A 25,064-nucleotide genomic window follows, 5' to 3' on the forward strand; every position below is an offset into this window, starting at 1 on the left:
TTTATCCCACCTTAACGGGCAGTAAAACTCCGACTTCGAGATTCGAGAGAAGCAAAGAAGATAAGTGGGAGATAACTGCCCGTAAAGATCCGATAAGTCTCGCTAACCATCAGTGGGGATGAAGAAAACCCCCACTGATGGAAGTCTCGCTTTATGAGTAGACTAGACTAATGCTAGTATTGAGCTTTGGTAAGTTCATAAAAAGGACAGGGTCTAAAAATTAGAAACCCTGTCCTTTTGTTTGCTTGTCGCCAGAATAACGGGCAGTACGATAAAGAGTCCATTCACCCAACCCTTCTTTTTTACAGATTTGTTGGAAAACAATTCCCCATTATTATATTCGTCTCTCTATATAACGATTTTAAGCTTTCTTCAAGAAATAGACACAACACCCCAATTCTTTGAGGGACTTTCATTAATATTTTTGGTGAATCATGCTAAAATAGTGTTGTTTGAACCTATTAAGGAGGAATAAAACATGACACATATGCATATTACGACATGGGTAGTAGCTATCATCCTTTTCTTTGTAGCTAACTCTCTATTAAAATCAGGAAAAGAAAAACCGTCTAAAATTGTTCACATGGTGTTAAGACTGTTCTATATTTTAGTTCTTGTGACAGGTTTTATCATGGTGACAGGTCTTTACGAAATAGACGGAGAGTATATCGGTAAGATCATTTTAGGAATCGTGACAATTGGTATGATGGAAATGGTGTTAGTAAAATCGAAAAAAGGTAAACCAACAAAAGTATTTTGGATTCTATTCTTTGCTGCCTTCATTTTGACAGTATTATTGGGGCTTCGTTTGCCTTTAGGTTTCTGGCTATTTCGATAATGTTTAGAAGGTGTGTCTACTCCAAAGGGGGTGGGCATTTTTTTATCGTTTAGCGTAACTATAAAATTCTTGTACTGTGGATAAGCGCACGATATCGAGCTCCAGCGCCTAGCCCCTCTTGGGTATAAGCCACGCATGAATTGAAGGTAAAAAACACCTTCTATTCATGCGCGTCTTATTTGCCCGAGGCTGAACAAGGCGCTTGCGCTTTTGTTCTATACAATTATCTCTTTTTAAGTGAAGAAGAATGGTGTACGCTAGATAGTAGGATGTTAAAAGGATGATTATAATTGAAAGTTACTTTTAAAAAGGGTTAAGCACAATGAAAAAAATTCGATTACAAACAAAAATATTAGGATTAATTAGTACGTTAATTCTTGTCATCATTATTCTTCTTGCCAGTATATTTTCATACTTACAATCTGTTGATACAAGGAACCAAGTGAAACAATTAGCTTTGCAATCAGCGAAGACGATTTCTCTCATGCCTGAGCTTAGAGGTGCAATTGAAAAGAGAGACCTAGAAGCCCATTTCCGCCCAATCGCTGAGCAAGTAAAAGATCAAATACATGCGGAAAATATCATCATTGAAAATCGTGAACAGATTATTTATTCACACTCAAATCCAAGCCAAGTTGGTAGGAAAAGTTTAGACCACACAAATTATCATGCGTTAATTTTTGGAGGTTCTAACACTTTTGAAGTGGAACGAGAACCGGGGGCTGTGTTAATTGGAAAGGTTCCTATTGTTGCAGACTATGGGGATTACACTCGTGTGATTGGAACAGTGTCGGTTGAGTTTCTTGAAAGAGATATTTATCAAAATATATCTAGTAGAATTAAAACGATTGTCATTGCGTCATTGATTGTTTTGATTGTAGGAATCATTGGTGGTATTTTTCTAACTAGAAGTATAAGAAAGGATACAATGGGACTGGAACCACATGAAATTTCTTCTTTATATAGAGAAAGGAGTGCCATCCTTTTATCCGTTAAAGAGGGGATCCTTGCGATTGATCAAAAAGGAGCAATAACGCTGATCAATCATTCAGCAAGGTCGATGTTGAACATAAATGAGGAAGACTTTATTGGTCAACACGTCAATCAAGTCCTACAAAATGTTAAAATAGGTGATGTGTTACAGACTGGAAAAACGATTCATAACGAAGAGGTTCTGATTAATGATAAGGTGTTTATTTTTAATTTAATCCCAATCATTGAAAATAAAAAGGTGGTAGGGGTCGTATCTAGTTTCCGAGATAAAACAGAATTAAAAAAGCTGATCGATACCATTTCAGAGGTTCGCGAATACTCAGAGGGACTTCGTGCGCAAACACATGAGTACGCAAATAAATTATATTTGCTATCGGGGTTATTACAATTAGAACGATATCAGGAAGCATTTGAAGTTATTCAAAAAGAGTCCGCTCTTCACCATCATCGAAGCCGGATATTATTTAATCAAATTCATGATGCAAATGTTCAAGCGATTTTATTAGGGAAACTTGGAAAGGCATCTGAAAAGAAAATTAACCTCGAAATTGATAGCGAAAGTTTTGTCGATCCCTTACCAAGTCATATTGAGGTAACGGATATCATTACTATTATTGGAAATCTAATTGATAATGCATTTGACGCAGTTACACATCAGAAAGAGAAAAAAGTGACTTTTTCCATTACTAGTATTGGAAACGATATCATTATCGAAGTAACTGATAGCGGTAAAGGAATTTCTGAGGATTTGTTAGGAGCCTTATTTTCATTAGGATATTCATCTAAGGGGAAAAATAGAGGATATGGTCTCTTCAATGTTCAACACATCGTAGAATCATTAGGTGGGACAATTGAAGTGAATAATGAAAAAAATGGTGGGGCCATTTTTACAGTATACCTTCCAAAAAAATCTTTGGAATCGAGTTAGGAGAGGAAGAAATTGATTAAGGTCGTTATTGCAGAGGATGATTTTCGAATTGCACAAGTACAAGAACAATTTTTACAAAAGGTACCGGGTGTAAAACTGATTGGTAAGGCCCTAAATGCGAAAGAAACGATGGAAATACTAGGCGATTGTGAAGTTGATTTGCTTTTACTAGATATTTATATGCCTGATGAACTTGGTACAGATTTATTATTGAAAATTAGAGAGCATTACCCAATGATTGATATTATTATGGTGACTGCCGCAACAGAAAGAACGATGCTAGAGAAGGCGATCAAATTCGGCGTTTCTAATTATTTATTAAAGCCAGTAACAATGGAAAAATTTATTGAAACAATCGAAGCTTATAAAAAGAAGAAAAAATTACTTAGTAATCGTGATGAGGTGGATCAAACGTTGATTGACCGATACTTTGGAAGCTCTAACCAATCGACAATCAATCAAAAAGATCTCCCATCAGGTGTTGATCGTCATACGTTAAAGAAAGTGGAAGAAGTGATGGAAGAACTTGAAGGTGGCATTTCCATTGAGGAAATGGGTGAAAAGATAGGGGCTTCTCGAACAACTGCAAGAAGGTATTTGGAATATCTCGTTTCGATAAATGTTTGTACAGCAAAACACGAGTATGGAATTGTCGGAAGGCCTGAGAGGAAATATTACCTGTTAGAAAAAGAAAGTAATATAAGATAAGTGAACGAGGTATGAAAATGAAGAAAAAAATAATTGTCGTTTTCACACTTTTGGTCATGCTTATCAATGGGTGTTCACTAGATTCGGATCCGGCAGTGGTTACAGATGAAGTAACGATTATCGCTCCAAGCTCAGTTGGCGGAGGCTGGGACTTAACGGCAAGAACGATACAGGACATATTAATAAGTGAAAACTTACTTGATGGGGATATTCGTGTTATGAATAAAATTGGAGCAGGTGGGGAACTAGGGTGGAAATATACAAAGCAACAAAAAGACCATGTTTTAGCAATAAATTCAAGCCTGCTTATTACAAATAATTTATTAGGTCAAAGTAAGTTAACCTACAAAGATTTTACACCAATCGCTACCTTGGCTACAGAATGGGAAGTTGTAATTGTTTCGAAGGATTCAAGCATAAGCAGTGCAAAAAGCTTAATGGAAAACTTGAAAAAGACACCTCATGCTTATAAAATTGGTGTTTCGCCAAGATTAGGGAATGATGATCAGCTCTCTTTTGTATTAGCAAGCAAACAAGCAGGATTACCACCTGAGGAACTCGAGTTTTTTGTTTATGAAAATAGTGGTCAAGTAGTTGACGCATTGTTAAAAAAACAAATAGATGTTGCAACAATGACTTTATCAGAGGCTAAAAAATACTATGATTTAAATCAAGTAAAGCTGCTCGTTATCTCATCTAAAGAAAGATTAAATGAACTTCCTGAAATCCCCACATGGTCAGAAGAAGGAATTGAGTTAGTTTTTGAACATTGGCGCGGAATAATGGGACCGCCTAATATGACCAAGGATGAAATTCAATTTTGGGATAGAACGATTGGAGAAATGGTCAAAACAGAAAAATGGCAGCAAACACTGCAGAAGTATATGTGGAACGACTTTTATAAAAATAGTAGTGAAACGTCTAAATTTCTGGACGAACAGGCGAAGTTGTATGAGGTATTAATGGGGGGATAACAACCACTTCTATTCTTTAAACAAAATAAACAAAATAGTTTAAAAGAATATAATGAAATAATCATTTCTTTTATTTACTTCTCCTAGTAATGGCTATATGATATTGGCAAAAGTACAAGATAAATACTATAAATCGTATCTAACACTGTTTTTACAACGTTACTTTTTAATATATTATTGGGGGAACGAATGAATGTGGGTAATTACTGTTTATACGAATGATAATAGTATTAAAATGTTTGAATTTGAAACTGAGAAAGAGGCAAAAGAATCGATCCAAAAGCTAAATGGTTGTAAAATTCTCTCGCATGTTGTCTACTTTAACGATTATGTTGTTGAAGCTGTGAGTTAATGAATACTCCCGTCATTTAATTTTCTAACGAAAATTTGAAGTGGGGGTTTCTAACGTATCGAACATTTCTGAACGCTTAACGTTAGTGGAGTTGACACATTGGTGTGCTAAAAACACCCAACCCCTCTATCCCATTGGTCTTATTTGGATGCCGTTGGGACTTCTTTTCAGCTTATTGGTTTTCACACGATTGTGTGCTTCGGCTGACGTTTGGCTTGAACATTTTACGTGGCAAAGCAACGATTCTTGCCACAACCTGCTATGTTTAGTTTTCAAGGGACAATTACAGGAGTATTGTACCATCTCGGATACTTAATCTACCAACAATCTGCCTTAGGGTATCTTTTGTTGGTAGACCGTATTCGAAGGCGATTCACCCCCCACCTACTCAGCCCTGCACATTCCTTGAGGAAGGGGTACTGTCGCCTAAATTTGATAGAAATGATTTGATTACAAGGTTGACTCAGGATATAAATGTGTGAACATCTCTGCTTTTAAACGAGCAAGCTGAGAGATTTTACACCATTGAGTCAGCCTTCTTTTGTTTTCAAGAAAATGACTCCGTGAAGAAAGGAGGGGGAATGATGATGATTCCATCGATCACAAGGTTTATGACGAGAAGAAAACGAAAACAAGTTCAATTGATTGAAACATTATTATGTGGACTAGCAGGGGGGATTTTATTTACAATCTTCCATTTGCCGTTGATTTGGATGCTTGGGCCTTTAACGGCGATTGTGATCTGGAAACTGCTCTCGAAAAGATCGTTATACTGGCCAGATCAATTTCGAAATGGAGGGCAGATGCTATTAGGATATAGCATGGGGTTATCGTTTACGAATGAAAGTGCGAGACAAATTATCAATCAATTGCCATCTATGGCGATTGTGACGGTTCTAATGGTCGTTTTTGCACTGGTAATTGCCTATTTAGTCTCAAGATTAACCGGAATTAGTATACCAAGTGCGGTAATGGGAACGACACCAGGCGGCTTATCGCAAATGGTTATGATGAGCGAAGAGATAAAGGGCGCAGATCCAACCATTGTGACGTTCATGCAAACAATTAGAATGTTAACGGTGATTTTCATTGTCCCAGCACTATCGATTCATGCCTTTTCAAGTGATGAAACACAAAACAGTCAACCTTTAATCGATTTAGTCGTGCAAACTGAATATGGGAGCTTCTCAACATTAATGACAGTTATTGTAATTGTTCTATGTATTACTACATTAGCGGTTCGCTTCAAATTTCCAACTCCATGGATTATAGGACCACTAGTTTCATCAGCTATTTTAACTTTATGTGGCTATGAAACACCTCAATTACCTCCGATTCTAATTGTTATTGCACAGCTTTGCTTAGGAATTTATTTAGGCCTTGGAATAAAAATAAATATGTTAAGAAATTGGAGAAAGCTTCTGCCGTTTTCAATTATTTCGGGATTATTGATTGTTGGGTTTGCTTTTGGATTAGCTTATTGTTTACATAAGTTGTATCCGATTACAATGACAACTGCATTTTTAAGTATAGCACCAGGTGGTTTACCAGAAATGGGTGTTACGGCTCATACAGTCCAAGCAGATGTGTCAATGGTTGCTGCTTATCAATTGTTTCGTGTGTTTTTTATCTTATTTATTGTACCGATTTTTTTAAGATGGATATTTGGTAGAAATCATGTTGAAGAAAAATCAGTGAAATCATTATAAAACGCTTGGATTTTTCCATGCGTTTTTCAATGTGGATAAACGCATTCCTAATCTATGAACAAAATGAACAAAATAGCTAAAAAAAATTTTACATTTTATATTTTGTAAACGGTTACAGAACATAACAGCTAATTTATAATGATACATAATATTCGAAATATATACTTGTCTGTCACTCGCGCTCAATGACTAAAGAGAACATGAAATAGGGGAGGAAAATTATGCTAGCATTTTTAGGCTTTGCTATGATTGTCGTATTTATGTTTTTAATCATTACGAAACGAATGTCCGCTTTAGTTTCATTAATTACGATACCAATATTGTTTGCCTTACTAGGAGGTTTTGGTCCTGGAATTGGTGAAATGATGCTTGAAGGTGTTAAGCAAGTTGCACCAACGGGTGTAATGTTAATGTTTGCTATCCTTTATTTCGGAATCATGATTGATTCTGGTTTGTTCGATCCACTTGTTTCAAAAATTTTAGCGATTGTTAAAGGTGATCCATTAAAAATAGTATTAGGGACATCTATCCTTTCGATGCTGGTAGCGCTTGATGGTGATGGAACGACGACTTATATGATTACGGTAACAGCAATGCTTCCGCTTTATAAGCGAATTGGAATGAATCCGCTCATATTAACCTGTATAGCGATGCTTTCGTTTGGTGTTATGAACATGACTCCATGGGGCGGACCGACAGCGAGAGCAGTAGCTGCCCTGCAGCTTGATGTAGCAGATGTGTTTATACCTCTTATCCCAGTAATGATGGCTGCAGTTTTATGGAACTTATGTACGGCGTTTATTCTTGGGAAAAAGGAACGGCAAAGATTGGGTATTGCAAAGATTCAATATTCACAGGAAGAGATGCTTGCATTCAGCCAACAAAGTGCAGCTTTAGAAGTAGAAGAGTATAAGCGTCCAAAACTGAGATGGGTGAATTTTGGTTTAACTATTGCATTGCTTATTTGTTTGATGACCTCTGTCTTACCGTTAGCTATTCTATTCATGATTGCCTTTGTCATCGCACTTATGATTAACTATCCAAATTTAGAAGAACAGAAAGAAAGAATATCTAGTCATGCAGGAAATGTCCTTGCCGTTGTCGGATTAGTATTTGCTTCTGGGATTTTCACAGGTATTCTATCTGGAACAGAAATGGTTGATGCGATGGCGAATAGCTTAGTTAATGTAATTCCTGAATCTTTAGGTTCATATTTTGCTGTTATTACTGCTGTAACAAGTATTCCGTTTACTTATTTTATGGCAAATGATCCTTACTATTTTGGTGTCTTGCCGATTTTGGCACAAACTGCGGCTGCTTATGGTGTGGAGCCTGTAGAGATTGCTCGTGCATCTGTACTAGGCCAGCCAATTCATGCGATGAGTCCACTAATGGCTTCCGCCTATTTACTAGTTGGTATGGCTGGTGTTGAATTTGGTGACCACCAAAAATTTATTTTTAAGTGGGCATTAGGGTCAAGCTTAGTCATGATTGTTGTAGCGATTATCCTAGGGGTTATCACTTTCTAAATTTAATAAACTGAATTGCTTATTTTCTAAAACAACACAAAAAATCATCTCCCGTTTCTAACTAGAGGTGATTTTTTGTGTTATTTAGTTAACGTTATAATGTTTGAATACTGTAGCTAAGCACTTCGACATCATGCTAAAGCACAATCATAGGACATGAAAGGCATTCAGGGCGATTGTACTTTAGCTCAGTATTATTCGCTTGTCAAACCTAAAAAATTTAATACAAAGAACTAATTAAGCTTCTTTCTCCAAAGCTTGTTGTGATTTCAATCCGATCTGAGGAATGGACGCCTCGTTCAAAATGATGCTGAATGGCACATATGCAATCTTCATTATCAAATTGATAAAATGAGACTCCCTTTTTGTGTATATTATTTTCTAAAAAGAGTAGCTGATTATAAGAATAAACACAATCAAATGGTGAGAATGATAAGGCGTTTAGTTGGTTAATAAATCGAACAAATGTCTCATCATGTAATTCCTTTAGCATTTCATCAAGTGCTAGTGGAAGCATCTTTCTAATACGTACGGTATCTCCGCAATTTAAGAAAGACAAACCAAGCTCTGTTTTTACCTTTCCTAATCCCATCCACTTTCCAGCTTTCCATCCATGTGGACTAAGAATTTCTAGATGACGGTCATGCACATCTTCTAATAAATGAAGCTCATCATTCATATCATCGTATATGACATACTGATCGTCGGTTACTTCGATTAAGCCAGTTAAGTATGAGCGTTTTTGATTTAATAATAGATCGGTGCGTTTATACGGACACATTTATTTAACCCTCCAGTTGTTGTGAAAGATGTAACGATGTTTAGGAAAATAAATTCGGAACTTATAAGTCTTGTCTTCGAGAAAGGTTCAGCGCAAGCGCCTAGCCCCTAGCCCCTAGGGGTCATAAGCCATGCCTGAGGCTGATCAAGGCGCTTACGCTTTTCTTATCGTTTTAGACAAAAATTGCAAAGTTTATGCATGGGTATAGCGTTAAGGACAAATCACCAATAATTTCCACTGGGCATACAATACAATCTACTGAGATTAGGTTCGTGACGTAGGTTTATAAGATAATCTTTGCTAGGGAGATGATGCTTTTATGTGTGGGATTACAGGTTGGGTTAACTTTAAGGGGAATTTACGAACTGAAACAGACACAATGAAAAAGATGGTGGAAACGTTAGCGAAACGGGGACCAGATGATACGAACATTTGGGGAGAAGATCACGTTTTATTCGGCCATAAACGATTAGTTGTCGTTGATCCTGAAGGTGGAAGACAGCCAATGAGTCGATCGAAGGACGAAAATACCTATACAATTTGCTATAATGGTGAACTTTATAATACGGAGGATATTCGTAAAGAGTTGGTAGAAAGAGGTTACACGTTTAAAGGTCATTCAGATACAGAAGTGTTGCTTCAATCCTATATTGAGTGGGAGGAAGAATGTCTTTTACATCTAAATGGAATTTTTGCCTTTGCGGTTTGGGATACAGCGAAGGAAAAGCTATTCATTGGAAGAGATCGTTTAGGGGTTAAACCGTTATTTTACAATGAAGAAAATGGATCGCTTATCTTCGCTTCTGAACTAAAGGCCATTTTAGCCCATCCATCTGTTTCCGCTGTACTAGATAAAACTGGTCTTTCAGACATATTTGGTGTCGGACCCTCAAGAACACCAGGGTTCGGTGTCTTTAAAGGAATTGAAGAACTTCGTCCCGGTCATGCGCTAATCTATACAAAGAATGGGTTAAAGAAGTGGCGTTATTGGAATGTGCAAAGCAAGCCACATGAGGATACGTTAGATGAAACAGCTGAGAAGGTTCGTTTTCTATTTACAGATGCAGTAAAAAGACAGCTTGTCTCTGATGTTCCATTATGTACATTTCTTTCAGGCGGATTAGATTCTAGTGCAATTACAGCCGTAGCAGCGGAACACTATAAACGTGAAGGGAAAGGTAGACTTCATACCTATTCAATTGATTACGAGGACAATGGGAAATTCTTTAAATCGAATGAATTTCAACCAAATTCAGATGGACCGTGGATTAACAAAATGACTGAAACGTTCCATACAGTTCACCATAATAGTGTGATTTCTCAACAGGAATTAGTTGACTATTTAATTGAAGCAACAACCGTTCGAGATTTACCGGGAATGGCTGACATTGATTCGTCATTACTTTGGTTTTGTCGTGAAATAAAACAGGATTTTGTTGTTGGATTATCGGGAGAATGTGCAGATGAAATTTTTGGAGGCTATCCATGGTTTCGCAGACCAGAAGACTTAGCAAGCTCTGCTTTTCCGTGGATGCGGTCAACGGATGAGAGAATCAAGCTATTAAAACCAGAATGGCAGGAAAAGTTAAAATTAAATGAATATGTGCAAGCACGCTATCAGGACACGGTTAATGAAACGCCACTCCTAGATGGTGAGTCAGAAATCGAAGCCCAAAGACGCCAGCTCTTTTATTTAAATATTCATTGGTTTATGGCGAATTTATTGGATCGAAAAGATCGGATGAGTATGGGTGCAAGCTTAGAGGTTCGTGTCCCATTCGCTGATCATCGCCTCGTTGAGTACGTGTGGAATATCCCCTGGGAAATGAAAATGCATGGTGACCGTGAAAAAGGTATTTTACGAAAAGCATTAGAAGGAATACTCCCGAATGAAGTGCTATATCGTAAGAAAAGTCCTTATCCGAAAACTCATAATCCAGAGTATACAAGATTGGTAAAAAACTGGCTTCAATCTCTAGTGAGCAAAAAGGATTCCATTTTACATGTTCTGTTAAATAAACAAGCATTAGATGAGCTGATAGAGTCGGAGGGGAGAGCCTTCAAAGTGCCATGGTTTGGTCAGTTAATGTCTGGACCGCAGCTTTTAGCTCATTTAGCGCAAATTCATGTATGGTTTGAGACCTATTCGATTGACATAGATGAAAGATAGTATTGAAAAGGGGACTGGGAATCGTCAGTCTCCTTTTCAACTTGTTTCATAACTTAGCTCGTTAAGAGCTTCCGTGTTGCTTTTACTAATTAGTAAAAAAGTAAAGTCATACGGATCGAGGGTGACAGTGATCTGATCAGAGTGTGCAGCAAACTCCTCGAGTGTCCATAAGTCGATGATGGTTTGATCCTTTAAATTAAGTGGCAATGGAATCGTTTGCTTTGTTGGATGATTATTCATTACAGCAATAAACAACTGCTGATTTGTTTCTTTCTTGTAACAAATATAATTGCAATTATTATTAGCTTCTAAAAACGAAAAAGTGCCTTCATTCGCTAGAATCGGATAGCTTTTCCGAAGTTTAATCAGCTTTTTAAAAAATGCTAACATTTCGCCGTCCTGCTCATCCTTTTCCCAAGGCATACATTTTCGGCAGCCTGGATCTTGTTCACCTGTTAGCCCAATTTCATCGCCATAATAAATAGATGGTGAACCTGTGAAACTAAGTTGAAATGCGGTCAAAAGTTTGACTTTTTGTTTATTCATGTTAGCAAGATTGAGAAGGCGGGGGGTGTCATGACTCCCAACTAAATTAAAGGCAGCCTCATGAACAGGTCTTGGATATTGATGGAGAAACCCCTGTAGTTCATGGCTGAATTGTTCCGCACCAATTGCATCATAAGCGAAAAAGCGAAGTAAGATATTCGCAAAGGGATAGCTCATGACAGCATCAAATTGATCGCCAAATAGCCATGGCATCGCATCGTGCCAGACCTCTCCTACAAGGTATACATCCTTATTAATGTTTTTGACATTTTGCCTGAATTCTCGCCAAAATTGATGATCAATCTCATTTGCCACATCTAATCTCCAGCCATCAATCTCAAACTCTTTTACCCAATACTCTCCAACATCAAGTAAATACTTTTTTACTTCGGGGTTTTGCGTATTTAGCTTTGGCATTGACCTCTCAAAAGCAAATGTATGAAAGTGGAGCTGATCTTGCTCTGATGATAACGAGGAAAAATGAAACCAATTCTTATATTGAGATTTTTCACCGTATTTCATCACATCCTGAAACGGAGGGAAATCCTCTCCACAATGATTAAAAACGGCATCAAGCATCACCTTTATCCCATGCTTATGACATTCAGTTACTAAACGTTTAAATGTAGTCTTATCACCAAATTGTGGATCAATTTCCATGTAATCGATCGTGTCATATTTATGATTGGAGTGAGCTTTGAAAATGGGAGTAAAGTAGATCCCGGTTATCCCTAATTCAACGACATAAGCGAGATTCTGAATAATTCCTTCAAAATCACCACCGAATATCGTAGAAGTTGTTGGTTCGGTACTATTCCAAGGAAGCGTACTGTTCGGATCATTAGCTTGATTGCCATTTGCAAAACGATCTGGAAAAATTTGATACCAAACCGTATCCTTCACCCAACTGGGGGCGCTAAATCGTTCGGAGGGATGATGGAAAGGAAAGCAAAAATAGCTTGAAAAATCTTCATGGACGCTATCGCTAAATCCTTTTTCAGTGTAAAAAACCTCCTGCTCATGATCCTTCAGGTGGAAAGCGTATCGTATACGCCGATGGGGTGGAGTAACTTCAACGAACCAATAATCAAAAAGCTCGTCATATCCGCTAATCGTCATCTCAATCGTAGCATGCTTCCACTGATTGTTTTCAAATTCAAATTGATCACCATAGTAAAGAAAGACTGTACTCACGTCATGACGTTTTGTTCGTAGTTGGATATGTAAGGCATCATCATTACAGGCGTAAGCAAACTGATTTTTAGGTCGATGATAAATGGCTTCTTTAAGCATAGAATCCTCCTCCATCATAATCCCTTTCAACGACTTAGATTCTCTTTCTTAGGAACTTATAAATTCTATTACTTTAGCTAAGTATTATAGTACTTCAGCATCCAGCACCAACGCCTAGCCACTTTTGAATAGAAGGTAAAAAACACCTTCTATTCCTGAGCGTCTTATTTGCCCGAGGCTGAACAAGGCGCTTGCGCTTTTCTTCTTTAACCATTCACAATTTTTCCACCGTTAATATGAATAATCTGTCCTGACATGTAAGAGGAATCATCACAAGCTAAAAATACATATGCAGGTGCTAATTCTTCAGGTTGGCCCGGTCGCTTCATTGGCGTGTTTGCGCCAAATGTAGCTACTTGGTCAGCGGGGAAGGTAGAAGGAATTAATGGCGTCCAAATTGGTCCTGGTGCAACGCCATTTACCCGAATACCTTTACCTGCTAGCGAAAGAGCTAAAGATCTGGTAAACGATGTAATTGCTCCTTTTGTTGCAGAATAATCAAGGAGCTGTTCATTCCCTGCATAAGCAGTCACAGATGAAGTATTCACAATTGCACTGCCATTCTTTAAATGGGGAAGAGCGGCTTTTGTTAAATAAAAGAAAGAGAAAATGTTTGTGCGAAATGTTCTCTCAAGTTGTTCACTTGTGATGTCTTCAATTCCTTTTTGCGGATGTTGTTCTGCTGCATTGTTTACTAAAATATCTATATTTCCAAATGTATTGATCGTTTCTGAAACAATCTGTTGACAAATTGCTTCATTACCAATATCGCCAGGAATAAGTAAGCATTTTTGCCCTTGTTCTTCCACATGCCTTTTCGTTTCTTGAGCATCTTTTTGCTCATCTAAAAATGAAACGGCAACATCTGCTCCTTCTTTTGCAAAAAGGACTGCAACAGCTCGCCCGATTCCACTATCACCACCAGTAATAATCGCCACCTTATTTTTTAGTTTGCCACTACTGGTATATGATGCATTATCAAATTTAGGTGCTGGGTTCATCAGGTCCTCATGACCCGGTTGTATATTTTGATGTTGGGGTGGCATCGTTTGTTTCAGTTGATTTTGATTGTTACTCAATTTGCATACCTCCTCATTTTTACTACCAAACTGTAGTATGTGAAAAAATGAGTTAAAGTATGTTTAGTAAGAATCCAATTGGAGAAAAGAATGGTCAATTGCAGAATTATTCGCTTGAATGACGGAATTAACATACATCAGAGGAAAATCGACCCTTTTTTAACCTTTGAAAAACGACGATTCACAACACCTACATGAAAAATAGCCTTGAAACAATAAGTTTCAAGGCTTCAAATTCTTTCAATTACATGACGTTAAAATATTTTGCATCAGGATGTGCAACAACAATAGCGGTTACTGATGCTTCAGGCTCCATCATAAAGCCTTCTGTAAGTTGAATCCCGATATCTTCAGGTCTTAATAGCTTAAAGAGTTTTGCTTGATCTTCAAGGTCTGGACAAGCTGGGTAGCCAAATGAATATCTTTGACCTTGGTATTTAGCAGAAAAACGTTGCTCCATTGTAAAGTCGGGTGCATCAGGGAAGCCCCAACGGTCACGGACGAGTTGATGTGTTCGCTCGGCAAGTCCTTCTGCAAGCTCTAAAGCAAGAGCTTGAACAGCATGGCTTTTTAAATAGTCACCTTGTTCTTTAAAGCCTTGTGCTAGCTCACGAATTTGACTTCCTGCTGTCACGGCAAACATCGCGACATAATCAAATTCATGATCCTGCTTTGGACGAATATAGTCTGATATACAACGATAAGGGAGCTTGTCTTGTCTTGGAAAATCAAAGGTTTCCAAAACGGTATTTGTGTTAATTGGATCTAGGATATATAGCTTATTTCCTTCGCTATAGGACGGGAAGAATTGGTACGCAGCAGCTGGTTTAAACCATTGCTTTTTTACGCCATCCTTGAGAAGCTCTTGAATTAACTCGACTAATTCTACCGCTTTTGGATCTTGCTTTTTCACTAATTCTTTAATTTTCCCTTTTAACCCTAGGTGATGTCCGATTAACATTTGCATATTCACGTACGGAATAATCTGTGTTAAATCAATATCTTTAAGTAGATGTCGTTTCGTATCAACAGGAGTGAAAATTGGTGCTTCACTTATTTTGCCTCGTTTTTCTAAAAGCTCAGTAACAGCGCTTGATGTCGTGTTCTTCGGTTTCCTTTCTTCCGCAACAGCAACCTCTTTTTCAGCAAACAACTCCGGTGTTGTACGCAATTGGTTTGCTAAAGATAATCCATCCATCGCATCCTTTGCATAAACCACTGGTCCGTTGTATTGTGGAGCGATTTTCGTTCTCGTAAATTTTCTAGAAAGAGCAGCACCACCAACTAAAATGGGTATATCACATTTTGCTTCGTGTAAATCTTGAGCGGTAATCACCATCTGTTGTGCTGATTTTACTAAAAGGCCAGATAATCCAATAATATCAGGGTTTTCATCTTTTACTGCTTGAATTAATGTTTGCGGTGTTACCTTAATTCCAAGGTCAATCACTTTAAAGCCGTTATTACTTAAAATAATGTCGACTAAGTTTTTACCGATATCGTGAACATCGCCTTTTACGGTTGCTAATAAAATTTTCCCTTTTCCGCTATCTTCCTTTTGGTCCATAAATTGTTCTAAATAGGATACTGAGGCTTTCATGACTTCTGCGCTCTGCAACACTTCAGCTACAATTAATTGATTGTCATTAAACAATACACCAACTTCAGCCATTCCAGCCATAAGTGGCCCATTGATAATGGAAAGGGGGTCAGGGTATTGCTTTAGAGCTAATTCTAAATCAGGAAGGAGACCTTCTTTCGTTCCATCAACGATGTAGCCAGCAAGTCTTTCTGCTAATGGAAGTGATTTGGAAGGTTTTTTTTCTACCTTTTTCTTACCACGATAGAAGTTCGTAAAATCAGCTAATGTTTGATCTGTTGTTTTAAATAAAAGATCCTCTGCTAATCGAATGTCTTCTTTTGGGATTGATGCGAATCGCTCTAGTTTTTCTGTGTTTACAATCGCATAATCAAGACCTGCCTGTGTGCAGTGGTATAAATAAACAGCATTCAGCACTTCACGTCCTAAAGGGGGAAGGCCGAATGATACATTGCTAACCCCAAGAATGGTTAAACATTCTGGTAACTTTTCTTTTATTAGTTGAATACCACGGATCGTCTCATTTGCTGAGCCAATATACTGTTCATCACCTGTTCCGACAGGGAATACGAGTGGATCGAAAATTAAATCACTTGCCTTCAGTCCATGTTTTTTGACGAGTAAATCATGTGAACGAATGGCAACCTCAAGCTTCTTTTCTGCTGTTAATGCCATACCAATTTCATCGATTGTTCCAACGACTAATGCCCCACCATATTTTTTGACTAGTGGAACAATGGCATCAAATCGTTCCTCACCATCCTCAAGGTTAATCGAGTTAATAATGGCTTTACCTTGCGAATACTTTAGTGCTTGTTCAATGACTTTTTCATCTGTCGAGTCAATAACAAGAGGAGCTTTTACTTTCTTAACAACTTCTTGAATGAATGCTTCCATATCTTCAAGCTCATCCCTGTCAGGATCTGCTAAACATAGGTCGATAACATGTGCACCGTTTTTTACTTGTGCTCTCGCAATTTCAGAGGCTTCTTCGAATTTTTGTTCAGCAATTAACCGCTTGAATTTGCGAGAACCAATTACATTCGTACGTTCACCAACAAATAATGGTCGCATGCCTTCTTCATAAAGAAGGGCATCAATTCCGGAAACAGTGTGACCATTTGCAACATCGGTAATTGGACGAGGTGTAATAGTAGAAACAGCCTCTACCATTGCTTTAATATGATCTGGTGTTGTTCCACAGCAGCCACCGACCACGTTAAGCCAACCTTGTTCAGCAAAGCCAACAAGCTTTTTAGAAAGTGATTCTGGTGATTCGTGGTAATTCCCTTCTTCATCAGGTAATCCTGCATTTGGATAACAACTAACAGCTGTATTGGCTAATCCGGATAATGTGCGAATATGGTCTGTCATAAATTCGGGACCTGTTGCACAGTTTAGACCGACTGAAATTGGTTTCATATGTTCTAAGGAAACATAAAAAGCCTCAATATCTTGACCTGCTAAAGTTGTACCCATCGGTTCAATTGTTCCGGAAATCATGAGTGGCAGTTCTTTACCTGTGTTTTCAAACGCCCTTTGTATGCCGATGAATCCAGCTTTTACATTTAGCATATCTTGACTTGTTTCAAGAAGAAGCAAGTCTGCACCACCGATAATTAATCCTCTTGCTTGCTCTTCGTAGTTGTCGGCTAACGTATCAAATGTTGTACCACCTGTAACCGATAATGTTTTCGTTGTAGGGCCCATTGCTCCAGCAACATATCGAGGTTTATCAGGGGTTGAAAATTTTTCAGCTGCCTTTTTCGCCATTTTTGCTGATTCTATGTTTAGTTCGAGTGCAATAGATCCTAAATCATATTCATCTAAAACAAGACTGGTAGCACCAAAGGTGTTTGTTGAAATAATATCTGAGCCGGCTTCTAAGTACGCCTCGTAAATGGCCTCGATCGTTTTCGGGGCTGTTAAGGTTAAATATTCATTACAGCCATCGTATTCATCGCCACCAAAATCAGCAGGCGAGAGATCAGCAGCCTGAATCATTGTCCCCATTGCTCCGTCAAGTACGAGAATTCGTTTCTTTAGTTCATCTTTGATGCTACACATGTGTGATCTTCCTTTCAGCCTTTTGTTTTTCCTTTTCGTGGATATAGTTGGTTAGTTCCACTGTAAAGCTGTAATCTAAAAATGGGGTAATTAAATAAATACCATTAAATAAATCATAAGCAGTATCAATCAGATCCTTGGCAATGGCTAACCCTTCTTGACGAGCTTTTTCCTTGTCTGTGCCTGCAGCAGCCATTTTTTCACGAATGGAATCAGAAAGCTTGATTCCCGGAATTTCATTATGAATAAATTCTGCATTTCGACTTGAAGTTAACGGCATGATGCCAATATAGATAGGTGCTTTTAGATTTTGTGTGGCTTCATATACATCGATTATTTGCTGATTTGAATAAAGCGGTTGAGATATAAAATAATCTGCACCACAAGCAATTTTCTTTTCAAGTCTAATTACAGCTTTATCTAAGTGACGGACATTTGGATTAAAAGCAGCAGCAACTGAAAAATTTGTTTTTTCCCCAAGTGGCTTACCTGAATAAGAGACTCCTTCGTTGAATTGTTTGATTAAACTGATTAAATCGAAGGATGATAAATCGTAAACAGAAGTAGCACCAGGGAAATCACCAATTTTTGATGGGTCGCCAGTAATGGCTAATACATCTGATAGACCTAAAGAATGGAGGCCCATTAAATGAGATTGTAGGCCAATTAAGTTTCGGTCACGACATGTAATATGAATTAAGGCTCTTGCCCCTGTTTTTTCCCTAGCGAGCATCCCAGCAGCTAGGTTGCTAATACGGGGAGATGCAAGTGAGTTGTCTGCAAGAGTAAGAGCATCAATACCTGCATCATGTAAAGCTTGTGCTCCTAGTAAAAACTTATTCATATTCAGTTTCTTTGGTGGATCAAGTTCAACGATAACGGAGCGCCTTTCCTTCACAATTTCTTGAAGTGGAGGAAGTGTCTCTTTGTTATTACTTGTGATCTTTACTTGTTCCTGTTTAGGGACTTTTACTTTCTTCGTCGTCACAGGAGCTAGATGTGATACTGCTTCAGCCATTGCTTTAATATGCTTAGGAGTTGTACCGCAGCAACCGCCAATAAGTCTGACACCTTGCTCTCTAAACTGTAAGGCGCTTTCTTTAAAATAGTTTTCATCAGATTCATAGACAAGTCGTCCTTCATTTAAAGTAGGTAAGCTACTGTTCGGGAAGACAGATAAATAGGCATGCTCAAGGAGCGGAACCTCTTCAAGAGATTGGATCATATGGTAAGGCCCTAATCGACAGTTTAGACCAATGACATTTGCACCAAGCTCCTCAAGAGTTAAAAAGGCTTTTGGTAAAGATGTGCCATCCTGTAAAACGCCTGCTTCATGTAGCGAAACATTGGCAATGATTGGTTTAGTTGTTTCTTTTCGAGCTATTTGAAGTACGGTTTGCATTTCTTCAAAATCGTAGTAGGTTTCGAGTAAAATCCCGTCGACATCCTCATTCAGTAAGACAAAAAGCTGCTCTCTAAAGTTGCGCTTAATCTCATCAATTGTGTGCGCACTCTTCTTCAAAGAACGTACACCACCAATTGTTCCGAAAACATAAGTTGAAGGAGTAGCAGCAAGCTTAGCGAGCTCGACGGCTTTTTTGTTCATTTGTCTAATGTCATCCTCTAGACCATAGCGTGAGAGCTTAATATCGTTTGCTCCATATGTGTTCGTTTGGATAAGGTTTGCACCAGCTTGAATATAGGTTTGATGAATGCGTAAAATATCATCAGGCTTAGATAGATTTAATTCATCAAAGCACCGATCTACACCATGAGAATAAAGCATCGTCCCCATAGCACCGTCACCAATTAATATTTTACTTTGTAAGTCTTCCAAAAAACTCATAGAAAATCCTCCGATCAATATTAGTATGTGTCAGGAGAAAAGAATCTTTTTTAAATAAAAAAGCCTTCTAAAGAAGAAGGCTGAATGATTCGAAGCTTCTCCTTATCTTTCAAGCATTTTAATGCTTAGCTGGAATTAGCACCTTGGTACCCGAGGGGGATTTGTGAATTGGTTAAAAAAACGCACCAGATCCGCACACGTATAAACCGGTTGCTGAAGCTTCATAGGGCCAGTCCCTCAGCTTCTCTTGATAAGATATAAAATTTTTGATTTTGTTTTTGTTACAATAAAAAGTGTTAATGATAATTTATCTAATATTTAGAATAAAATCAATAGCGAGAAAATATTTTTTTTACATTACAAGTGAAAAGTAACGTTTCTGTTAATGATTAAATCGATTTCACCATAAACATCATATGATTTGTTTGGTGGAGTTAGACACGAAAAAATGCAGTTCCTGCAACAGATGGATGTTGTAGAAACTGCATTAGTATAGTGCTAGTATGACAAACTAAAGAAGACTTAGCGGTAGTTAATAAATTGGACATCAATTGGTAAATCAGCTGATTTTATGGCAGCAATGACTTGTTGGAGGTCATCTCTGCTTTTTCCTGTTACGCGGATTTGATCATCTTGGATTTGTGTTTTGACCTTTAATCCTTTATTTTTAATAATTGTGTTAATTTTTTTTGCGTTGTCTTTATCAATTCCAGAAATTAATTCTGCTCGTTGACGAACTGTTCCACCAGATGCATTTTCGATCTTTTTGTAGGAAATATTTTTAATTGGTACATCTCGTTTCGCGAGTTTTGAAAGGAGCACGTCTTTTAGCTGATCAAGCTTGTACTCATCATCGGAAACTAAAACGAGCTCTTCCTTTTCTAGTGAAATAGTGCTTTTACTACCTTTGAAGTCGTAACGAGTCGTAATTTCTTTCATTGCCATACTGATTGCATTCGTTACTTCAGGGAATTCAACTTTGGATACAATATCAAATGAACTATCTTTCGCCATAATAATCCTCCATTCCGTATATAATATGATTAAATTATAGTAGAATAAAACAATCATCACAACTTTTTGCTACTGACAATCAGTCTGAATGAGAAGGAACGGAACATTTTGAAGGAAAGTCAACCAATAATATTCGTTCATTTTAAATAAGAGAGGATAGATAGATGTTATGATGCCAGGTACATTTGCAACATTAACGATAGATGAGAAAGTTGATTATGGATACTTCTTAACAGATGGGGAAGAGCGTGTCTTATTACACAAAAGTGAAATCATTGGCGAAATAGAAGAAGGAGAAAAGATTGAAGTCTTCTTCGTACTAGATGCACAGGATAGACTATATGCGACGATGAAAAAACCGCTAATAACAGAAGGCACATATGCTTGGGTAGATGTGGTTGATGTTGTAGAGGATATGGGGGCGTTTGTAAACATTGCCTTAAGCAAGGATGCTCTTGTCGATAGAGATCACCTCCCGTTTTTAAGAGAAGTATGGCCTGAAGTTGGGGACAAGCTTTTTTGTACGTTAAAGGTCTCTGGGAATGGCCGATTTTTTACTCGGTTAGCTACAGAGGATATCATGAAACCATACTTTCAAATGGCTGATCGTGAAATGTTTAATAAAGAAGTCACAGGAACTGTCTATCGTATGATCGTTGCCGGTTCATTTATTATAACAGAAGAAGGCTATAAAGGATTTATTCATTCCTCGCAGAGAACAGTCGAACCACGTTTAGGTGAAACAGTGACTGGCCGAGTAATCGATGTTAAGGAAGATGGTACAATCAATGTGTCTTTACTTCCACGAAAACAGGATGCTTTAAGTGTCGACGCTGAAAGAGTTTACGCATATATGCAAGCAAGAGGCGGAGCAATGCCATTCAATGATAAAAGCGATCCAGAAGATATAAAAGAACAATTTCAACTTAGTAAAGCAGCATTTAAACGAGCATTGGGTCATTTAATGAAACAGGGTAGAGTTTATCAAAAAGATGGCTGGACGTATTTTAAAGAACAGACAGAACAATGAGAATGATGAAACGTTATCTAATTCTATAGTAATAGCAAAGAGCATGGATTATTCCATGCTCTTTGTAACTTTGTCCAATTTCCTGTCTGGTTTTTCTTAAACAAATCAAGACATTCCAGCTTTATAGATGATCGGTCTTCTTAGAATATTGACGTTCACCTTTCTTACGGTTTTTTTCGCGTTCCATATTTTTTTCATGGTGCTTGGCGTTATTATCCTTTGCCTTTTTATCATTATCACTAGTGTGTGGCATGAAAAAGCTCCTTTCAAACGAATGTAGCTTTATGATTCCCTTATTTCATGACAACTATGTGAGTTAATGTTCGTCATTTAAGAAGAAGATCGCGAGTGTACCAGGTCCAGAATGTGCTCCAACAGCAGCACCGATATAGTTAATATAAATCTCCTTAGGTGAAAATTCCTCTTCGATCATCGCTTTCATTGTATTTGCTGCATCCTCATCATCTCCATGACTAATGGCAATGGTTTGGTTTTCTAAGTTGACACCACGTTCCTTCATGATTTCAATCATACGTCGAAACATCTTTTTGCGGCCGCGGATTTTTTCAAGTGGAACTAATTTACCAGCTTCGATATGGAGTAATGGCTTAATATTTAAAAGACCTCCAACAAAGGCAGAAGCTTTACTAATTCTTCCTCCCCGAGCTAAATATTCTAAATCATCGACCGTAAATATATGTTCCATTTTCATACAATAGCTCTTAACTGCCGCTTCAACTTCACTAAGTGTTTTTCCACTTTCGACTAAATCTGTTGCATATTTGATGGCGAGACCAAGTCCTAGAGAGACGGATTTTGAATCAATAATCACCAGCTCAAAGTTAGGGTATTCCTCAAGTACCTCATTGCGGATCATCATTGCTGTTTGATAGGTTCCGGAAAGCTCTGAGGACAGTGCGATATAAAGACTAGGAATGCCTTTGCTTGCAAGATTAGTGAAAAGCTCCTTGAATTGAAGTGGAGAAGCTTGTGATGTTTTAACAACAGTGCCTTCACGCATTGCATCATATAATTGCTTAGGTTTAATGTCTTTTTGATCTTGCCGCTGATCACCGTTCAAATCTACGTTTAGCGGAAGAAATGACAATTCACGCTTCTCAAAATAGTCTATTGGTAAATCACAGGCACTATCAGCTATGATATGTACGTTCATTTGAAACACCTCTTTTATTTTCATTCATTTTTTATAGGATAAGAAAGTATAAAAATTTTTGACTAAGTTGTCGTGTCCAGCGCAAGCGTCCGGCTCCGAAGCACAGGACGTGCAAGTGCAGTCAATGCGACAGGACGTCGCGTTCTTGACTGCCTCTTGGGTCCTAAGCCACTCAGGAATTGAAGGCAAAGAACACCTTCTATTCCTGAACGTCTTATGCTAAGCCTGAGGCTGAACAAGGCGCTTGCGCTTTTCTTAAAATATCGCCTTATGTATAGTTAACTATATTACTTCAAGTAGGCAGTCATGTTAACAGGGCACATTTATTTTCGCTTATAGTTTATCATGATAAAGGTAAAATTCAATCTTTGTATTCATTTTCGATAAAATTGGGAAAAACAAGAGCAAGGTCCTTAGAATGTGGAGGTAATTCTATTTATGATAAAAGCAGAAACGAAAAAAGTGATCGTTGTACTTATTGGTGCATTATTTAATTCAATTGGCTTGAACTTATTTTTAATTCCGGCAAATGTATATTCTAGCGGTTTTACAGGTGTTGCTCAGTTGCTTTCTAGCATACTTGAGGAATACACACCTTTTTATCTTTCCACAGGTATTTTATTACTAGTACTGAATATTCCTGTTGCATTTTTAGGATGGATAAAGGTAGGGAAGGCTTTTACATTGTATAGCTTTTTAAGCGTAGCAGCGACGACTATCTTCCTAGAAATAATCCCTTTAGAATCACTCTCTGATGATATATTACTTAACGCTGTGTTTGGTGGTGTCATTTTAGCTGTAGGAGTTGGAATCACCTTGAAATATGGAGCTTCTACTGGAGGTCTTGATATTATCGCAATGGTCCTATCTAGAATGAAGGATAAGCCAGTAGGGACTTATTTCTTTCTGTTAAATGCTATTATCATTATGGCTGCAGGTTTCCTATATGGGTGGGAGAAAGCGTTGTATACCCTCGTTGCACTTTATGCGACAACAAGGGTAATCGATGCAATCCATACGAGACATGCAAAACTAACTGCGATGATTGTTACAAAGAAAGCAGATGCTTTAAAGAAGGCGATTCATTCGAAATTAGTGAGAGGGATAACGACAATTCCTGCGAAAGGTGCTTTTACCAATGAGGAAAAGGATATGATGGTCATTGTCATAACGCGTTATGAATTGTATGATTTAGAAAGAATTATTAAAGAAGTAGATCCCAACGCATTTACAAATATTGTTCAAACAACAGGGATTTTTGGCTTCTTTAGAAAAGATTAATGAGGTGCTTAAATGGTACGATCCACCATTATTTTTTGTACGATGCTTATCTTTTTATTTGGCTGCTCAAATAATATTGAGGAACAAGCAAATACAATTGTAAAAGAAGAAAGAGAAAGTAATGTGGAAAATGGCGAGTTAGAATTAAAGGTTGACGTGAATGTAACTGAACATCAGGCTGAATTCATCATAACGTTAGCAAATAATTCTAACGAAATGAAAAAGCTAGAATTTCCTACTAGTCAAAAGTATGAAATCATTGTAACGGATGGAAATGATCAAGAAGTATATCGTTATTCAGCAGGGAAGATGTTTACTCAAGCAATTGAATATGCCTTAATAAAGCAAGGTGAAAGCGTGCAGTGGGAAGAGATATGGGAATATGGAGAGATTATGCCTGGTGAATATGAAGTGGATGTATCGATTTTAGCTCATGATGATGAGAATTTGATTCACAAGTCGACCATCGAGATTCCTGAATAACGAAGGAACTGACTCATCTTTTCGAGTCAGTTCCTTTGTTTTAAATAGAGTCAATTGTTTGCTGAAATTCACGTAATTGAGCACGTTCTGCATCTGTGCTGTTGGCGAATGCGGACGATAATGCATTCTTTGCTTTTACGATTGCTTCGTACTTATCACCTTGAACGCTTCCGTTTGCAACTGAATGTGCATAGGTAACAGATTCTCGGGCTTGCTGAAACAATTGATTACCCATTTATATCCCTCCAAGTGAGGTATCAAACGATTGCTTTGTTTTACTTTCTTCGGCTTCTGATAAAGTCGTGCGGTAAGGGAACCTTTCATCGTGTTTAGTAACTGCATCTTTGCCTTGTTGAACAAAACGTTTTGATTTGTTACGTTTACCCATTGAAAAAGCCCCCCTTTGTAATAAGGACGTTTATTAACGTCTGTCTTATTGTTTACGAAAAGCTTGTTTATATTTATGGGAATTTGTATCTGAATTACACTAAATTAAGTCGTATTTATCCGGCTTGAATGGCAAAGTCCCACTTCACTGACAGTTATCCCACTCTTAACGGGCAGTAAGACTCCGACCTCAGGCTTCTGAGTGTACAAATACAAAGAAGATAGGTGGGAGATTAACTGCCCGTAAAGGTCCGATAAGTGCGAACTAACCATCAGTGGGGG

The 25,064-nt window shown here is 37.8% G+C and carries 21 protein-coding genes and 1 riboswitch; of the genes, 11 read left to right on the plus strand and 10 right to left on the minus strand.

The window, feature by feature from the left end; translation table 11 throughout:
* The first annotated feature begins 478 nt into the window (after positions 1-478).
* The 7 genes from K9V48_RS22080 to K9V48_RS22110 all read left to right on the plus strand — a co-directional run bounded on the left by K9V48_RS22080 (position 479) and on the right by K9V48_RS22110 (position 8,031).
* The gene (locus K9V48_RS22080; protein WP_224141301.1) at positions 479-838 is read left to right on the plus strand and encodes a YisL family protein; all 360 of its coding nucleotides are present in this window, start codon (positions 479-481) and stop codon (positions 836-838) included.
* Between the two features lie 322 nt (positions 839-1,160).
* Positions 1,161-2,759, plus strand: coding sequence for an ATP-binding protein (locus K9V48_RS22085; protein WP_224141302.1), 1,599 nt, complete (start codon positions 1,161-1,163; stop codon positions 2,757-2,759).
* A 12-nt stretch (positions 2,760-2,771) separates the two neighbouring features.
* Positions 2,772-3,467: a response regulator gene (locus K9V48_RS22090; protein WP_224141303.1), complete on the plus strand. Its 696-nt coding sequence runs from the start codon at positions 2,772-2,774 to the stop codon at positions 3,465-3,467.
* A 17-nt stretch (positions 3,468-3,484) separates the two neighbouring features.
* Complete coding sequence (locus K9V48_RS22095; protein ID WP_224141304.1) at positions 3,485-4,441, plus strand: tripartite tricarboxylate transporter substrate binding protein; 957 nt, start codon at positions 3,485-3,487, stop codon at positions 4,439-4,441.
* Positions 4,442-4,634: 193 nt separating this feature from the next.
* Positions 4,635-4,793 carry a hypothetical protein gene (locus K9V48_RS22100; RefSeq protein WP_224141305.1) on the plus strand — a complete coding sequence of 53 codons (159 nt, stop codon included), beginning with the start codon at positions 4,635-4,637 and terminating at the stop codon, positions 4,791-4,793.
* A 584-nt stretch (positions 4,794-5,377) separates the two neighbouring features.
* Complete coding sequence (locus K9V48_RS22105) at positions 5,378-6,502, plus strand: AbrB family transcriptional regulator (protein ID WP_224141306.1); 1,125 nt, start codon at positions 5,378-5,380, stop codon at positions 6,500-6,502.
* Between the two features lie 221 nt (positions 6,503-6,723).
* Positions 6,724-8,031: a CitMHS family transporter gene (locus K9V48_RS22110; protein ID WP_224141307.1), complete on the plus strand. Its 1,308-nt coding sequence runs from the start codon at positions 6,724-6,726 to the stop codon at positions 8,029-8,031.
* A gap of 220 nt (positions 8,032-8,251) precedes the next feature.
* On the opposite strand, the gene K9V48_RS22115 is transcribed toward K9V48_RS22110, so the two are convergent.
* A complete protein-coding gene (locus tag K9V48_RS22115) occupies positions 8,252-8,812 on the minus strand; it encodes a DUF2777 family protein (protein WP_224141308.1) in 561 nt (186 codons plus the stop codon).
* Positions 8,813-9,131: 319 nt separating this feature from the next.
* Here K9V48_RS22115 and asnB point away from each other — a divergent pair, with 319 nt between their 5' ends.
* Complete coding sequence (gene asnB, locus K9V48_RS22120) at positions 9,132-10,982, plus strand: asparagine synthase (glutamine-hydrolyzing) (RefSeq protein ID WP_224141309.1); 1,851 nt, start codon at positions 9,132-9,134, stop codon at positions 10,980-10,982.
* 36 nt (positions 10,983-11,018) lie between these two features.
* Here asnB and K9V48_RS22125 read toward each other — a convergent pair whose 3' ends face one another.
* The 5 genes from K9V48_RS22125 to K9V48_RS22145 form a co-directional block, all read right to left on the minus strand.
* Positions 11,019-12,821, minus strand: a complete 1,803-nt coding sequence (locus tag K9V48_RS22125) for an alpha-glycosidase (RefSeq protein ID WP_224141310.1) — start codon at positions 12,819-12,821, stop codon at positions 11,019-11,021.
* Between the two features lie 206 nt (positions 12,822-13,027).
* Positions 13,028-13,900, minus strand: coding sequence for an SDR family oxidoreductase (locus K9V48_RS22130; protein WP_224141311.1), 873 nt, complete (start codon positions 13,898-13,900; stop codon positions 13,028-13,030).
* Between the two features lie 244 nt (positions 13,901-14,144).
* On the minus strand, positions 14,145-17,567 hold the full coding sequence (gene metH / locus K9V48_RS22135; protein WP_224141312.1) for a methionine synthase: 3,423 nt from the start codon (positions 17,565-17,567) through the stop codon (positions 14,145-14,147).
* Positions 17,560-19,413, minus strand: a complete 1,854-nt coding sequence (locus K9V48_RS22140) for a bifunctional homocysteine S-methyltransferase/methylenetetrahydrofolate reductase (RefSeq protein ID WP_224141313.1) — start codon at positions 19,411-19,413, stop codon at positions 17,560-17,562. The genes metH and K9V48_RS22140 overlap by 8 nt, the downstream gene beginning before the upstream one ends.
* Before the next feature lie 99 nt (positions 19,414-19,512).
* Positions 19,513-19,670, minus strand: a riboswitch (SAM riboswitch).
* 265 nt (positions 19,671-19,935) lie between these two features.
* A complete protein-coding gene (locus K9V48_RS22145; RefSeq protein WP_224141314.1) occupies positions 19,936-20,427 on the minus strand; it encodes a YajQ family cyclic di-GMP-binding protein in 492 nt (163 codons plus the stop codon).
* 169 nt (positions 20,428-20,596) lie between these two features.
* On the opposite strand from K9V48_RS22145, the gene K9V48_RS22150 reads away from it, so the two are divergent.
* Positions 20,597-21,457 carry a CvfB family protein gene (locus tag K9V48_RS22150; RefSeq protein WP_224141315.1) on the plus strand — a complete coding sequence of 287 codons (861 nt, stop codon included), beginning with the start codon at positions 20,597-20,599 and terminating at the stop codon, positions 21,455-21,457.
* Between the two features lie 121 nt (positions 21,458-21,578).
* Here K9V48_RS22150 and K9V48_RS22155 read toward each other — a convergent pair whose 3' ends face one another.
* Positions 21,579-21,710: a DUF3941 domain-containing protein gene (locus K9V48_RS22155; RefSeq protein ID WP_111615721.1), complete on the minus strand. Its 132-nt coding sequence runs from the start codon at positions 21,708-21,710 to the stop codon at positions 21,579-21,581.
* Positions 21,711-21,773: 63 nt separating this feature from the next.
* On the minus strand, positions 21,774-22,631 hold the full coding sequence (locus tag K9V48_RS22160; RefSeq protein ID WP_224141316.1) for a DegV family protein: 858 nt from the start codon (positions 22,629-22,631) through the stop codon (positions 21,774-21,776).
* Between the two features lie 438 nt (positions 22,632-23,069).
* Between K9V48_RS22160 and K9V48_RS22165 the strand changes: the two genes are divergently transcribed.
* Together K9V48_RS22165 and K9V48_RS22170 are read left to right on the plus strand one after the other, a co-directional pair.
* On the plus strand, positions 23,070-23,912 hold the full coding sequence (locus K9V48_RS22165; RefSeq protein WP_224141317.1) for a YitT family protein: 843 nt from the start codon (positions 23,070-23,072) through the stop codon (positions 23,910-23,912).
* Between the two features lie 12 nt (positions 23,913-23,924).
* Entirely contained in the window at positions 23,925-24,395 is a 471-nt protein-coding gene (locus K9V48_RS22170; RefSeq protein ID WP_224141318.1) for a BsuPI-related putative proteinase inhibitor, read from the plus strand.
* Positions 24,396-24,435: 40 nt separating this feature from the next.
* Here K9V48_RS22170 and K9V48_RS22175 read toward each other — a convergent pair whose 3' ends face one another.
* Together K9V48_RS22175 and K9V48_RS22180 are read right to left on the minus strand one after the other, a co-directional pair.
* Positions 24,436-24,630, minus strand: a complete 195-nt coding sequence (locus K9V48_RS22175; protein ID WP_111615725.1) for a DUF3813 domain-containing protein — start codon at positions 24,628-24,630, stop codon at positions 24,436-24,438.
* Positions 24,631-24,783 carry a hypothetical protein gene (locus K9V48_RS22180; RefSeq protein WP_181455806.1) on the minus strand — a complete coding sequence of 51 codons (153 nt, stop codon included), beginning with the start codon at positions 24,781-24,783 and terminating at the stop codon, positions 24,631-24,633.
* Positions 24,784-25,064 lie beyond the last annotated feature (281 nt).

The sequence above is a fragment of the Metabacillus rhizolycopersici genome (genome assembly GCF_020075705.1).